This is a genomic window from Dolichospermum sp. UHCC 0352 (assembly GCF_009711925.1).
GTDB classification, from domain to species: Bacteria; Cyanobacteriota; Cyanobacteriia; order Cyanobacteriales; family Nostocaceae; genus Dolichospermum; species Dolichospermum lemmermannii.
In genome coordinates this window covers 24,296-38,713 of sequence record NZ_VIKY01000131.1, presented here as the reverse complement: position 1 = coordinate 38,713, position 14,418 = coordinate 24,296, and the positions used below count along the sequence as shown (strand labels likewise).

14 protein-coding genes and 1 pseudogene are annotated in these 14,418 nt (G+C 38.8%); 6 read left to right on the top strand and 9 right to left on the bottom strand.

Features of this window, described 5'->3' with window-relative positions; genetic code table 11:
• The first annotated feature begins 114 nt into the window (after positions 1–114).
• Positions 115–1,125: an NAD-dependent epimerase gene (locus FJR06_RS09050; RefSeq protein ID WP_015083292.1), complete on the top strand. Its 1,011-nt coding sequence runs from the start codon at positions 115–117 to the stop codon at positions 1,123–1,125.
• Between the two features lie 136 nt (positions 1,126–1,261).
• Here FJR06_RS09050 and FJR06_RS09045 read toward each other — a convergent pair whose 3' ends face one another.
• The 9 genes from FJR06_RS09045 to FJR06_RS09005 form a co-directional block, all read right to left on the bottom strand.
• On the bottom strand, positions 1,262–2,209 hold the full coding sequence (locus FJR06_RS09045) for a F0F1 ATP synthase subunit gamma (RefSeq protein WP_015083293.1): 948 nt from the start codon (positions 2,207–2,209) through the stop codon (positions 1,262–1,264).
• Positions 2,210–2,312: 103 nt separating this feature from the next.
• Positions 2,313–3,833, bottom strand: a complete 1,521-nt coding sequence (gene atpA / locus FJR06_RS09040) for a F0F1 ATP synthase subunit alpha (protein WP_015083294.1) — start codon at positions 3,831–3,833, stop codon at positions 2,313–2,315.
• Between the two features lie 154 nt (positions 3,834–3,987).
• A complete protein-coding gene (gene atpH, locus FJR06_RS09035) occupies positions 3,988–4,542 on the bottom strand; it encodes an ATP synthase F1 subunit delta (protein ID WP_015083295.1) in 555 nt (184 codons plus the stop codon).
• On the bottom strand, positions 4,539–5,105 hold the full coding sequence (locus tag FJR06_RS09030; protein ID WP_015083296.1) for a F0F1 ATP synthase subunit B: 567 nt from the start codon (positions 5,103–5,105) through the stop codon (positions 4,539–4,541). The genes atpH and FJR06_RS09030 overlap by 4 nt, the downstream gene beginning before the upstream one ends.
• A gap of 153 nt (positions 5,106–5,258) precedes the next feature.
• Positions 5,259–5,690, bottom strand: a complete 432-nt coding sequence (locus FJR06_RS09025; protein ID WP_015083297.1) for a F0F1 ATP synthase subunit B' — start codon at positions 5,688–5,690, stop codon at positions 5,259–5,261.
• A gap of 186 nt (positions 5,691–5,876) precedes the next feature.
• On the bottom strand, positions 5,877–6,122 hold the full coding sequence (gene atpE, locus FJR06_RS09020; RefSeq protein ID WP_015083298.1) for an ATP synthase F0 subunit C: 246 nt from the start codon (positions 6,120–6,122) through the stop codon (positions 5,877–5,879).
• Positions 6,123–6,268: 146 nt separating this feature from the next.
• Positions 6,269–7,024 (bottom strand): F0F1 ATP synthase subunit A, encoded by a 756-nt coding sequence (gene atpB / locus FJR06_RS09015; RefSeq protein ID WP_015083299.1) that lies wholly within the window; start codon positions 7,022–7,024, stop codon positions 6,269–6,271.
• An 84-nt stretch (positions 7,025–7,108) separates the two neighbouring features.
• Positions 7,109–7,594: an ATP synthase subunit I gene (locus tag FJR06_RS09010; protein WP_015083300.1), complete on the bottom strand. Its 486-nt coding sequence runs from the start codon at positions 7,592–7,594 to the stop codon at positions 7,109–7,111.
• Between the two features lie 194 nt (positions 7,595–7,788).
• Positions 7,789–8,976: a bifunctional 2-polyprenyl-6-hydroxyphenol methylase/3-demethylubiquinol 3-O-methyltransferase UbiG gene (locus tag FJR06_RS09005; RefSeq protein WP_015083301.1), complete on the bottom strand. Its 1,188-nt coding sequence runs from the start codon at positions 8,974–8,976 to the stop codon at positions 7,789–7,791.
• A gap of 154 nt (positions 8,977–9,130) precedes the next feature.
• Here FJR06_RS09005 and FJR06_RS09000 point away from each other — a divergent pair, with 154 nt between their 5' ends.
• The 5 genes and pseudogenes from FJR06_RS09000 to FJR06_RS08985 all read left to right on the top strand — a co-directional run bounded on the left by FJR06_RS09000 (position 9,131) and on the right by FJR06_RS08985 (position 14,384).
• Entirely contained in the window at positions 9,131–10,180 is a 1,050-nt protein-coding gene (locus tag FJR06_RS09000) for an McrB family protein (RefSeq protein ID WP_015083302.1), read from the top strand.
• A 156-nt stretch (positions 10,181–10,336) separates the two neighbouring features.
• Complete coding sequence (locus tag FJR06_RS08995; RefSeq protein WP_051155248.1) at positions 10,337–11,926, top strand: hypothetical protein; 1,590 nt, start codon at positions 10,337–10,339, stop codon at positions 11,924–11,926.
• Positions 11,923–12,474, top strand: a complete 552-nt coding sequence (locus FJR06_RS08990) for a hypothetical protein (RefSeq protein ID WP_051155249.1) — start codon at positions 11,923–11,925, stop codon at positions 12,472–12,474. Before FJR06_RS08995 ends, FJR06_RS08990 begins: the two co-directional genes overlap by 4 nt.
• A 115-nt stretch (positions 12,475–12,589) precedes the next feature.
• A pseudogene (locus tag FJR06_RS24900) lies at positions 12,590–12,779 on the top strand (hypothetical protein).
• A 126-nt stretch (positions 12,780–12,905) separates the two neighbouring features.
• Positions 12,906–14,384 (top strand): ABC transporter permease subunit, encoded by a 1,479-nt coding sequence (locus FJR06_RS08985; RefSeq protein WP_168651276.1) that lies wholly within the window; start codon positions 12,906–12,908, stop codon positions 14,382–14,384.
• Positions 14,385–14,418 lie beyond the last annotated feature (34 nt).

Genomic DNA, 14,418 nt, shown 5'->3' with positions numbered 1-14,418 from the left:
ATGAGTATTAAATACAACATTATTTATTAAGTATTATTGTTTATCTTAACAAGTTACAAAATTTACGCAGAAACGGAGAATGTAAATCTCCATATATATTACAGTGGTGAAATTATGACGAAAATTTTAGTTACAGGTGCGGCTGGTTTTATTGGTTTTCACCTCAGTAAACACTTACTAGAAAGGGGCGATGAAGTTATTGGTTTGGATAATCTCAATGATTATTACGATGTAACTTTAAAAAAAGATCGACTAAAACAACTTTTAGAAAAACCAGGTTTTAGCTTCCATTTATTAGATTTAGCAGACAGAGAAAGTATCCCCAAATTATTCATTGAATCAAACTTTGATAAAGTTGTAAATTTGGCTGCACAACCAGGAGTGCGCTATTCATTAAAAAATCCCCACGCCTATGTAGATAGTAATTTGGTAGGATTTGTCAATATTCTAGAAGGTTGCCGGCATACAAATGTACAACATTTAGTATTTGCTTCTTCCAGTTCAGTTTACGGTGCAAATACAAAAATTCCTTTCTCCGTTCACGACAATGTAGATCATCCCGTTAGTTTATACGCAGCCAGCAAAAAAGCCAACGAATTAATGGCACATACTTATAGTAGTTTGTATGGCTTGCCAGCGTCAGGATTGCGCTTTTTTACAGTTTACGGTCCCTGGGGTCGTCCTGATATGGCATTGTTTCTCTTCACTAAAGCAATTTTGGCAGGACAACCAATTGATGTTTTTAATTATGGTAAAATGAAACGCGATTTTACTTATATTGATGACATTGTTGAAGGTGTAATTCGCGTTATTGATCAAGTTGCTGAATCGAATCCCAATTGGTCGGGAAATGCACCTGACCCCGCGACAAGTTATGCACCATATAAAAATTACAATATCGGCAATAATCAGCCGATTGAATTAATGAACTTCATCGAAACCCTAGAAAATTACTTGGGTATGAAAGCCAAAAAGAATCTGCTACCAATACAACCTGGTGATTTACCTGTAACTTATGCTGATGTTGATGATTTGGTGCAAGATATTGGTTTTAAACCCAATACTTCGATTGAAGTGGGTATTGAGCGATTTGTTGTATGGTATCGGTCATATTACCAAGTTTAAATGCAAAAATATTGACTCTTTAGCTTTTCTATAAATTCCGTCTTGAAGATGGACAAATATCATTTTCCTTGGTTAAAAATTAGTAATTGATGATTGGCCATAGTTTATTTTATGGCTTCAATCACCAATCACCAAGTTAAGTAAGCGCTTCCGCACCACCGACAACTTCCAGAAGTTCCTGGGTAATTGCGGCTTGACGGGCTTTGTTGTAAGACAAAGATAGAGTTTTAATCAATTCACCGGCGTTTTCGCTGGCGTTACTCATCGCTGTCATCCGTGCGGCCAGTTCACTAGCTGCTGATTCTTGTAATGACCGTAATAGCTGATTGCTCAGATATAATGGCAACAAAGAATCCAGAATTTGCACTGGATCTTGTTCAAAAATCATGTCACTAGGTAAAGCGGTAACTGTACTAGCTACCTTTTCCCGTTCCACTTGGAATTGACCACCACGGGTAGTTAAACGGAAAACTTCGTCATCCGCTGCTTCTAAACCTTGGGTATCCAAAGGGAGAAGGGTTTGGACTACGGGACGAGAACTAACCAGGGAGACAAATTTTGTATAAACTAGCTCAATCCGGTCTACTTTTTCCGAGAGGAAGAGAGAAAGTAGTTCATCAGCAATATTTGTAGCTTCTGCGGCGGTAGGAAGTTGTTCTAAACCGCTGTAGGTGGCATCAATAGGCTGATTCCGGCGTTGAAAGTATTGAGTAGCTTTGCGGCCAACCAATACATAAGTATAGTTTACACCTTCAGCTTTGAGTTCCTTGGCCCGATTTTCAGCCCGGCGGATCACGTTAGAGTTGTAACCACCACACAAACCCCGGTCGCCGGAAATTACCAACAAACCGACTGTTTTAACTTCGCGTTTTTTCAGTAGGGGGAGGTTGACATCTTCAAACCGCAATCTGGTTTGCAAGCCAAATAATACTTGCGCCAAACGGTCTGCAAAGGGACGGGTAGCAATTACCTGTTCTTGAGCGCGACGGACTCTCGCCGCTGCTACAAGCCGCATGGCTTCTGTGATTTTTTTGGTGTTTTTGACCGACTGAATGCGATCGCGTATTGATTTGAGATTAGCCATAATTTTTAGGTCATTGGTAATTGGTAATTGGTAATTGGTAATTGGTAATTGGGTAAAAGTTATTGCTATTACCTATTACCCACTACCTATTACCTGTTACCTGTTACGCTGCTGCTTGGAAGGTCTTTTTGAATTCGGTAAGAGCGGCTTTCAAAGCTGCTTCTTCTGCATCACCTAGAGCTTTGCTACCTTGTACGCCTTGGAAGTATGCAGTGTTAACATTCTTCAAGTAGCCACGTAGACCTAGAGCAAAGCTAGTTACTTGATTAACTGCAATGTCATCTAAGTAACCGTTAATACCAGCGTAAAGAACCGCTACTTGTTCAGCTACGGAGAGAGGATCGTTTTGGGGCTGTTTTAAGAGTTCCCGTAAACGGACACCACGCGCCAACTGGTCTTGAGTGGCTTTGTCTAAATCAGAAGCGAATTGTGCGAAAGCTTGTAAGTCGTCAAACTGAGCCAATTCTAGTTTGATTTTACCAGCAACTTTTTTCATTGCCTTGGTTTGCGCCGCAGAACCTACACGGGATACAGAGATACCGGGGTTTACAGCGGGACGGATACCAGAGTTAAACAAGTCAGAAGACAAGAAAATCTGACCGTCAGTAATAGAAATTACGTTGGTAGGAATGTATGCAGATACGTCACCAGCTTGGGTTTCAATGATAGGTAGAGCAGTCATACTGCCTTTACCTAATTCATCGCTGAGTTTAGCAGCACGTTCCAACAAGCGAGAGTGAATGTAGAATACGTCTCCAGGATAGGCTTCCCGACCGGGTGGACGACGGAGGAGCAAGGACATTTGGCGATAAGCCTGTGCTTGCTTGGAAAGGTCATCATAGATGATTAAGGTCGCTTTGCCTTTGTACATGAAATACTCAGCAATACTAGCGCCTGTGTAGGGTGCGAGGAATTGGAGGGTAGCTGGGTCACTGGCGTTAGCCGCAACAACTACTGTGTAGTCCATCGCGCCTTTTTCTTGTAAGGTTTGAACTACGTTAGCAACGGTGGAAGCTTTTTGACCGATAGCTACGTAAACGCAAACTACATCTTCACCTTTTTGGTTGATGATGGTGTCAATAGCGATCGCAGTTTTACCAGTTTGACGATCTCCAATGATTAATTCCCGTTGACCACGGCCGACGGGAATCATGGAGTCAATAGCGGTAATCCCTGTTTGCATCGGTTCATGTACAGACCGACGGGCAATAATCCCAGGGGCAGGAGATTCAATTAACCGAGTTTCGGTTGTTTTTGGATCACCTTTACCATCAATAGGACGACCCAAAGCATCAACAACGCGACCAATGAGAGCGTCACCTACGCCTACTTGGGCAATTCTACCAGTAGCGGTTACAGAGCTACCTTCTTGAATACTCCGACCTTCGCCCATCAGTACCGCACCGACGTTATCTTCTTCTAAGTTTTGGGCGATACCAATTGTGCCATCTTCAAATTCTAGGAGTTCCCCAGCCATAGCTTTTTCCAAGCCATAAATCCGGGCAATACCGTCACCAACTTGTAGCACTGTTCCAACGTTAGCAACTTTAACCTCTTGGTCATATTGCTCGATTTGTTGTTGGATGATACTGCTGATTTCGTCAGGTCTAATGGAAATACTCATTTGTCAGTTGTCAGTTGTTAGTTGTTAGTTGTCAGTTGTCAGTTGTCAGTTGCTTCGCCGTGAGCGTCAGCCGAACGGTCAGTTGTCAGTTGTTTTTTATTAGCTATTGACTATTGACCATTAACTAATGACTACTGACATTTATCAGAACTTTTTAGTTACTGCTTAAACGCAAAGAAAGACGACGTATTTGTCCACGCAAACTAGCGTCAATTACTTGAGAACCAACTTTGATAATTACACCACCAATTAAATCGCTGTCTATTTTTGTGGCTAATTCCACTTGACGAGCTTTGGTCAGAGTAATTACCTTTTCTGTAATTGCTTGCAGTTGGGTTTGGGTCAACGGAACCGCAGAAGTAATTTCAGCTAATACAGTTTGATTTAGTTGGCGTAATAGCACTAAATACTGCTGTAAAATTGGTTCTAAGAAAGCAATCCGTCTTCTGTCAACTAACAGCAGTAAAAAGTTACGGAGGCAGAGGTTTACACCTTCACCAAGTAATTGTTTGAGGACATTTTTCTTGTTCTCTGGCTTGACAAAGGGATTGCTCAAAAAGCTTGTGAGTTCTTGACTCCCTGTTAATAAGCTCAAGAAAGTCCGTGCGTCTCCCCCAACCTCTTCTGTTAAGTTTTGAGATTGAGCAATGGATAACAGTGCCTGTGCATAAGGCTGAGATACTTCAGCGGTTGCTGCATCACTTTTCATATCTCGCCTCCCAGTTGTGCGATGCTACGATCAATTAGAATTTGTTGAGCATCTGCGCTAATACCACCCTTGAGTTGTCCTTCAACTTTTTGCAGTGCTTGTGCAACTACTTTTTGTCGAAGTTGGGAGATAGCTTTTTCTAGTTCTGCATTCAAATCAGATGCTGCGGTTTCTTTTAAACGGGCTACATCCAGATTCGCTTTAACTAAAATAGCTTCTTTAGCTGCTTGAGCATTTTGTTCAGCTACTTGAGTAATTCTCTGTGCTTCTTGCTGTGCTTGGGTTAACTGCCCTTGGGCTTTTGCCAAAGCAGTTTGTGCTTCCCGCAAGCGTCCTTCTGCATCTTGAATAACGCTTTCAATACCGGAGCGTCTTTCATTCAAGATATTGGTTAAAACTTTGCGTCCAAAGTAGAATAGTATGCCAATCAGAATTACTAAGTTAATTAGATTGGTTTCCAGGATGTCTAGGTTTAGACCGAAACCGCCTTCTGCTGCGCCTTCTGCCATTTCAGAGTTAACAGCTTCTGCGGCAAGTAATAAAATATTGCCCATGTTAGCCATCTACAAGTGCGCTGCTCGCTTGGTAATTCGTTGATTTTTCCCGACAGGGAAAAAAGTGCCAATGTTTTGGACACTTAAATTTCGCCACATTTTCGGGCATAAGCCCTGATGTGTTTATGCTTTCGTAGCACCAACTTGGTGATATAGTTAGAACTATTTCACCAAAGCAGGTCCTAATAGTTTTTCTAGAATCTGGTTGCTGAGGGCATCAACTTGTGCTTCTAGGGTTGCCATAGCTGCTTGCTTTTGCTGCTCTATTTCTCTAGCAGCTTGTTCGCGTTGAGCTTGGGCTTCCTGTTGAGCTTCAGCTATTTTTTGTGCTGTAATTTTCTTAGCTTCATTCTGGGCAGCTTCTACAGTCAATTGAGATTGCTTACGCGCAGATGATAGTTGCTGCTCATACTCTTTAGCTAATGCTTCAGCTTTAGCCAAGCGTTCACGAGCATCAAGGTTATTGGTACGGACATAATTATCCCGATCATCCAATACCTTGGTCATAGGCTTGTAGAAAATTGCATTCAACAAAGCTGCCAACAACAGGAATTGCAATGCCATTAATGGCAAGGTAGCATCGAAATCAAACATTTCTCTCCTCTTTGGCTGGAATACTAATTTTCTTGGCTAGTAAGATGATCCAGCCTTTGATAATTTTACGAATCCCGTTCTGACTAATGAGCGATAAGTTGCCAGTTTGTAGAGGCGTGCAGATGTCCAGCTTTTCGCTGTCTGTGACATCTTTCACGTCTCTACACTAACAAAACTTTTTCGGTCTTAGGCAAAAGGGTTAGCGAATAGCAATACCAAGGCAATTACCAAACCGTAAATTGTCAAGGATTCCATGAAGGCTAATGTTAAAAGTAGTGTGCCGCGAATTTTGCCTTCTGCTTCGGGCTGACGAGCAATACCTTCTACTGCTTGACCGGCTGCATTACCTTGACCAATACCAGGTCCAATTGCAGCTAAACCGATAGCGAGGGCAGCAGCTAGAACTGAAGCAGCTTGTACGATTGGATCCATGACGATTTTCCTTGCTTTAACTACAAAAATTACAAATGTACGTAACAACTAGATATGTGTTTTTCACACTGTACTAGGTTCTCAAATCGCTGTAGCGATGTTTTGAGCGAATTTGCTCGTTTTAACTGGGCGATCAACTGAGGGCGTTAATGCTCCTCATGTCCTTCTTCGCCGTGTCCCTCTAGGGCTTCATGAATATATGCCCCGGCTAGGGTAGCAAATACTAGGGCTTGAATGGCACTAGTAAATAAACCCAAAGCCATTACTGGCAAAGGCACAAAGAGAGGCACGAGCAATACCAATACCGCGACTACTAATTCATCCGCTAATATATTTCCAAATAACCGGAAGCTTAGGGAGAGGGGCTTGGTAAAATCTTCGAGAATGGCAATTGGCAACAGAATTGGTGTTGGCTCAATATATTTCTTAAAGTAGCCTAAACCTCTTTTGCGAAATCCAGCGTAGAAATACGCCAAGGAGGTTAGCAATGCCAATGCGACGGTTGTATTGATGTCGTTGGTAGGGGCGGCTAGTTCACCAGAAGGCAAGTGGATTAGCTTCCAGGGAATTAATGCTCCTGACCAATTTGATACGAAGATAAACAAGAATAGCGTACCAATAAATGGTACCCAGGGGCGATACTCTTTCTCTCCGAGTTGGTTTTTCGCTAGATCCCGAATAAATTCTAGGGCATATTCCATCAAATTTTGGATGCCGCTAGGAATTTTTTGGACGTTTCTGGTGGCAGCTAGTGATGCTATTACTAGGATAGCAATCACAAACCATGAGGTGAGAAATACTTGCCCATGTATTTTGAGACTGCCCAGTTGCCACAAGAAGTGATGACCTACTTCTAATTCGGCGAGGGGAAAAGCGTTAAAAGCGTTTAATACACTAAGCATGGGCGTTCTTCAAGGTTTTCCCCAAAAATCGAGGATTGGAGGATTGTCTGTAGTGGTTTAGCATTGTGCTTTACCTCTACAACTTTAAGCTTCAGGAATGAATGCAGTTTGCACCATATAGATGAGGAGGGTAGCTTTGTAGGTGAGAAACCCCAAGAATATAGGCAGAATATGTAGCTGATGCCATTGACTCGCCAATATAATCGGTATCATGATCAGAGCAAAACGATTTTTACTCAAACTTTGTTTTTCACCACCAAGTCTCTCGACATCGTTAGCCAGCATTTTTAAGTAAACCACACCTGTACACGCCCCAATCAAATAATTTAGGGCTATGTTTAAGGAATAAAAAATCCACACAGAGATAAAAATAATCCCCGTCAACACAAGTGTGATGACTAGCAACTTCTGATAGAGTTGATAGAACTCTTGCATGGAAGAGGTTACTGGTTCTGTTTGAGCAAAACCAGATTTCTCATCTTGTTGTGTTGTCTGAGTCGGTGCAATTGATTCTTCTGACAAGCTCACGAGACTTGAAACCAGTACAGCTAATATGAGATGACTGTACATTCAGTCAGTTGAATCATATCACGATCCGGTAACACTACTTTAGAAAAAAACAATTAACTTATTTTTTGAGGAGTCAGGAGTCAGGAGTCAGGAGTCAGGAGTCAGAAGTCAGGAGTCAGAAGTCAGAAGTCAGGAGTCAGAAGTCAAGAATCAGATGAAGGAATTTCTCCCCGGACTCCTTTGCTCCCTGCACTTTACACCCTCTCGCCGGGGGTTAGTAAGAGTAGTTGTTGTTTGAGGAGATGTCTTACTCCGTTTAAGTCTAGCTCGACTTGGGCTAAAATTTCAGCCACTGTGGCATTGTTACCACATTTTTGCATAAATTCAAATTCTGCTGTTGTTAAGTTAATAATTTGATAATCATAGTTAAATAAGCATTGACTGGGAAACCCATCTATGCAAGGGTTAAGTTCAGGAATAGCTGCTAGTAATGTGTTATCTGCTGACCAATCGGTTTTGGTGAGGGGAGGACGACTGAGGAAAAATTCGTAATGGGTAACTTCGGGATTCAGTAATTCTACGAGACGATAACGTTGACGTTCTGTTAATTCTTCGGCTCGTTCAATTAGCTCTGGTGCTTTTTCTAGAAGCTTTTCCAATTGCCAAAAACCAGGATTTGAGAACCCCACAAAGTCTAAACCAGCAGCGTCTATTAATGTAAATAATGTATCAATATTGTAATCAGTTTCTTGAGGATGGACGTACATATCAGCGAAACATTCATCTCGCTGGTTTTCCATTGCCCATCTTTCTTTTTCTCGCTTGACAATGCGGTTGTTTTCTGGTAATGAGGCAAATATTTTTCGTCCGACTTGGACACCATCACGATAGTCGCCTTTTTTGTTACCTTGGAGGAGAGCGATCGCTTTTTGCATGAGTTGTATTTCCCATCTTCCCAATTCTCCATACACAAAAATGTGCATTATTCCACCGGGGGCGAGTTTTTTCGCTAATGCTTCAATACCCCGAATGGGATCTGGTAAATGATGAAGCACACCAACGCAATTAATTAAATCAAATTCTCCTGGTATTTGTTCCACATCATAAATACTCAGGTGATGAAATTCTACACGGTCAGCACCGGAACTTTGACAACGTTTTTTTGCTACTTCTAATGTACCAGCACTTAAATCTATTCCGACTACCTGCGCTTGCGGGTTGAGATGTACTAAATATTCTGTTCCGACTCCTGAACCACAACCAGCATCTAAAATGCGGATATCTTGCCTTTGCGGTTTTCTACCTGTGCAGAAGCTATAAGCAGCTAACCAATTCCAACGCCAATTGTAACCTGGTGGTGGTTCGTCGAGGATGGGTTCGGGAGGGAATGGATAGGTATCGTAGAGTTTCGCAACAGCAGCACTTACTTGGGAGTCAGACATGATTAGGAATAACGCAGCATTTCTGAGTTTACCGGATAGGGGGTGATGAGAGTAAAAAAGTTTTACAGCTTACATATAGCTAGTTGACATACCAAGTATTAATGTATAATGTTTGCATTGAGTTTTAATAGTTGCTTATCAGGTGTCCGCAATCATGAATCAACCCATTCAAAAAATTATCTTCGGTAGCCCTGGAACTGGCAAAAGTTACAGAATTGTTACCGAGATTATCCCTAATGATTTAGATATAGGTAAAGAAAATCCAGAAAACATCATTAAGACAGTTTTTCATCCAGAATATACTTATGGGGATTTCATGGGTAAGTTAGTGCCAATTACCAAGTCTGGTAAAGTAGAGTACAACTATTATGAAGGACATTTTCTAAAAGCCCTATCTCAAGCTTATAAAAATATAAAAGATGCCTACGATAAAGAAGGTAAACAAATCAACCAACCCAAAAATGTTGCTCTTGTTATTGATGAAATAAATCGGGGTAATTCTTCCGCGATATTTGGTACTGTTTTTCAACTTTTAGATAGAGATAAAGATGGTTGGTCAAGTTATGGAATTAATATAACTACTATCGAATTTTTCAAGCTATTAGAATTGGTAGGAACTAAATTTGGTTATGATGAAAGAGGAAATATCAATAGTTATAAGCTACAACCTTATGAAGAAGTAGCTAAATTAGAAACATTACAAAAGAAAATTGAATTTTTAAATTTTGATTTGGTAAACAGAAGCATTAAAATTCCACCTAATCTTTCTATTCTGGCGACTATGAACACTTCTGATAATTCGATTTATTTCATGGACAGTGCCTTTAAGCGTCGTTGGGATTGGGAGTTTGTAAACTGGGATCATAGCAAGCCTCTTAAGGCTACCTATGGAAAAGATGGAGTTTTAAACGAACAAGAATGGAGAAATCTTATTACAAAACTTAACACCTTCATCAAAAAATACCATGACTCAATTAGGGGAATTGAAGACAAACAAATTGGGTATTACTTCATCAAAGATTCAGTTACTGCTGAACAAATACAGAATAAACTAATGTTTTTCTTATGGGACAGCGTTTTTAATCGTGATAAAAAGCCACTATTAGAACTTCTAAAAGTAAAAAAAGATGACCTGGTAACTTTTGGAGATTTCACTAAACTACATAATACTTTTGTTAAAAATATAATCAATTTCAAGAACTAACTGCACTATTCGTATATACAGCGGTTTCCGCTCTTATGAGGTACAAAGTTGAATCATGAAACTCTTGTAGTGCGGGCATCTCGCTCGCTAGATATGTACCTCATAACACCGGGAAGTGCTGTAAAGTCGAAATATTAGCCTACATTTTTAATTTCTATGTTTGATTTTTCCAGTTTTAATCTAGTTAAAGGTTCTAAGGATTTTTTTATTGGTATTCGTAAATCTAAAGTTGGAGATAATTTCGAGTTTTGTCTACCAAATGGCTTTGAGAATTTTCCAGAGGGTGACTTCAACGCAGTACGAGATTTATTTTTTAAGATGTATCGCACCTTTCGCAAGTTTGAACGCGATAATTTAGACTCCAACCGATTCAACATAAATCAACCTGACTTTCAGCGAGAACAGGATCAGACGACTATTTCATCTGGTGGAGTCAAGATACAAACAGAGGAAGGAGATATTTGTGTACTCTACAGTAAGATTAAAATGATTGAGCGAGTTCTAGAAGCTTACGATGACTTAGCAATCAACTCCATCCAAAAGAAAGTTAGACGTAGTGAAGATATCGACTATTCTCAACTTCATAAATATCTAGATCGTGCTATCTATTTAAAAGATGATCTAAATATAAATAATGATGTAATTTATGTTGAGATGATGGATCTACCTTGTTTGACGATACGCTATCAAAGCACCGATATTGTAAATCTGTATTGTTATATTCTCGATGAGATTGTTGAGCAGTTAAATGGTGATGTACCAGATAATATTAAAGCCCGAAGTCAAGAAATTCATTTTCTTGCTCAAGGCTTCAAGGAGGATTATTTAACTAGTAACCAGTCTATTTTTGACCAGGATACTTTTGAGGAGACTATTAATGTTCTTAAAGAATCACTAGATAATATAGATAAGAATACCTATTACAAAGATACTGATTATTGGGGAATTTATGAAGCTATTGAAACATTCCTTTACGGTGATCTAAATCCTGAGAAAGGTGATGGTGAATTTTGGGGAATATATGGGTTTTCTCTAATTTGGGAGGATATGTGTCATAGCTATTTCTTTAAGAAACACCGCAACGAAATTTGCTATGCGGACACAGATATACCTCTGAAAGATTATGATAACCCACAAAGAGAAGAGGAAGATAAACATCGAGTTGGAAACCGCAAAGCTAATGGTGGATCTGCACGTTGGAATCAATGGGTTTACTGCACAAATTCCAATATTTCTAAATCTTCAGGAAAAGTAGCCGAAAAATTTCAATGGGATGAACTGTTTTGCATTGAATTTGATTTAAATGATGGAACATTAGTTTACCAACAACCCAAGTATAATAAGTTTGAAAAACGAAATAGAAGTCAAGCATTACGTCGTTTTATCCGTCCTGATTTAATTATAGAATCGAATACTAAAAAAATTGACAATAATGTTATAGAGGGTAATTTCATCAAAATAATTGATTATAAAGATGTACCATTAAAGTTTTATAAAAATAAAAAACTAGCTCCAAAATCAGCGAACAAATATCATTTAGATATCATCAAGCAACTTACATACGAATATGCTCTCCAGCAAACACACGAGGTTTCTGCAAGTGAGTTTTTTATTCCTTATTACTATAATGTAGAACCATCTAATCCATTAGGTGAATTGGAACAAAAACTAAACCTAAATGGTATAGTAATTTTTAGGGCAAATTTCTCTTTAATACAAAATATTTATTTAGAAGATAATCTATGAATTTTGAGTCAGATATAATTGGAATCCGATCTACAGATACAGCCTTTGAGAGTCTTTATATTCCTTTTATATCTTTTGCTAACCAGAAGCAAAAGAAGGCTGTAGAAAATTACATAATTTGGCAAGCGGATAAATTTTTCAAGAAAATCGAAAAAATCAATCCTGCTGTTATTAATAGAACTCAATTACCGTATTCAAAACTTATTACAGAAAAAGATTTTCAAGATTCCAAAAGAATTGAAATAAACTATTTTTATAAAAACTTCTTTCATGACTTAGAACGAGATTCTGATGGTAAATTAAAATTAAAAATAAAATGGAGTATCACTTTTGATGAAGAATGCACTCCAATTAAGTTGGTAAGTTTTCGGAAAGATTATCGTGGTTATGATCCTAAGCCTAACGATTTTTCCGATAAAGACGTGCAAGGCCGTCCACATCGAAAATACGGTACTATAGAAATTAATGGAGAACCAGTATTTTACTATATTTATTTCACAATTCAGGAAATATTAGATGTGGTAAAAGAAATACCTCACTTATACTGAATATATTAACTTGGCAATATACTTTTCATAATTTACTGGCAATTTTAATATAAAATTGCTTGATGCAAACAGCAGAACCAGTTACCAATTTTGAAAATGCTTTAACTTATCCCGCATTTACACAACTCATTGCTCTTTGAACTCCTTAAGAGAACGCGATTGGGAAGCTTTAACTTTTAACTTCACTATTTGATAGAGACGATAGCGATGAAATTGAAGACGAAATTAAAAGCAAATTGGTTTGGTTAGTACCCGAACCTTGTTGGGAAGATCATCCCTTTGAGTTCTTACGTGAATTTTTGTAAAAATTTACAACAGACAAGATACATATCTTAACTTTCTTCATCCTCCTTTAGTTCATATAATTTATAACTTCGTTGTAGTCTTGTGAATGAACTACTCTAAGTGCAGATGATGCGACCGAGGGGGAGATGGTAAGATTTGATTTTAGTCGGTTGTGTGTGCTTATTGTCTTAATTTGTGGTTTATTGGCTGGTTGTAGTGGAAATTATCGCGGAAATTACATTCTCCGAGTAGCTACTGAACCTGCATTTCCGCCTTTTGAGTTTCAAGGTAAAGGTGGAGAGTTAGCAGGGTTTTCAATTGATTTAATGAGAGCAATAGCGACTGCTGCTAATTTTCGGGTAGAATTTCAGAGTTTACCTTTTGATGGCATTATTCCCGCGCTACAAGCTAAAACCATAGACGGGGCGATTAGTTCGATTACTATTACCCCAGAGAGGGCGAAGACAGTGGCTTTTTCTCGTCCCTATTTTAAAGCAGGTTTGGCCATAGCTATTCGTGCAGATAATCAAAATATTACAGGTTTTGACAGTCTCCAAAATAAAAAAATTGCTGTTCAAATTGGCACAACTGGCGCAGAAAAAGCTAAAAGTGTGACTGGGGGGGAAGTTCGCAGTTTTGACTCTGCACCATTAGCCCTCCAAGAATTACAAAATGGCAATGTAGATGCAGTTATTAATGATGCACCTGTAACTTTATATGCTATTAATACAGGTAATTTGCAAGGAATCAAAGTTATAGAACAATTACTAACTGAGGAATTTTATGGAATTGCAACTGCTAAAAACTCTCCTTATTTATCTTTGATTAATCACGGTTTAACGAAGATTTTAAAAAACGGCAACTATCAACAGATTTACCAAAAATGGTTTAAATCTACACCGCCAATATTGCCAGAAATATTACCATTTATCAATAAAAACACAGCCAAATTAAACTCTTTTAGTGTATTTTGGCAATCTTTACCAACTTTATTAAGTGGTGTCTTGGTAACATTGCAATTAGCATTTATATCAGGTTTCTGCGGTTTAACTAGCGGTTCTCTAATTGGGATAATTCGGCTTTCTCATATTAAACCTTTGCGTTTTTTAGCCAGGGCTTATATAGATTTTTTCCGAGGAACGCCGTTATTAGTACAGATATTTATGATTTACTTTGGCTTACCAGCAATTTCTCAAGAGATGGGTTTTACTTTGACTTTAAATCGTCTTGCGGCTGGAGTAATTGCGTTAAGTTTAAATAGTGCAGCTTATATTGCGGAAATTGTGCGTGGAGGAATTCAATCTATTGAAATTGGACAATCAGAAGCAGCCAAATCACTCGGTTTAAATTCTGTGCAAACTATGACTTATGTGATTTTTCCTCAAGCATTACGCCGCATGATACCACCTTTAGGTAATGAGTTTATTAGTTTATTGAAAGATACTAGTTTAGTTGCTGTAATTGGGTTTGAGGAATTATTTAGAAAAGGACAATTAATTGTTTCGGAAAATTATCGCGCTTTTGAAGTTTATGCGGCTGTGGCTGTAATTTATTTGTGTTTAACTTTGATTTGTTCCCAACTTTTTAGCAGGTTGGAAATTTGGATGAATCCAATGAGTAAGTAGGCTATCACCCACACTCCTGATTTTTATTCAATCC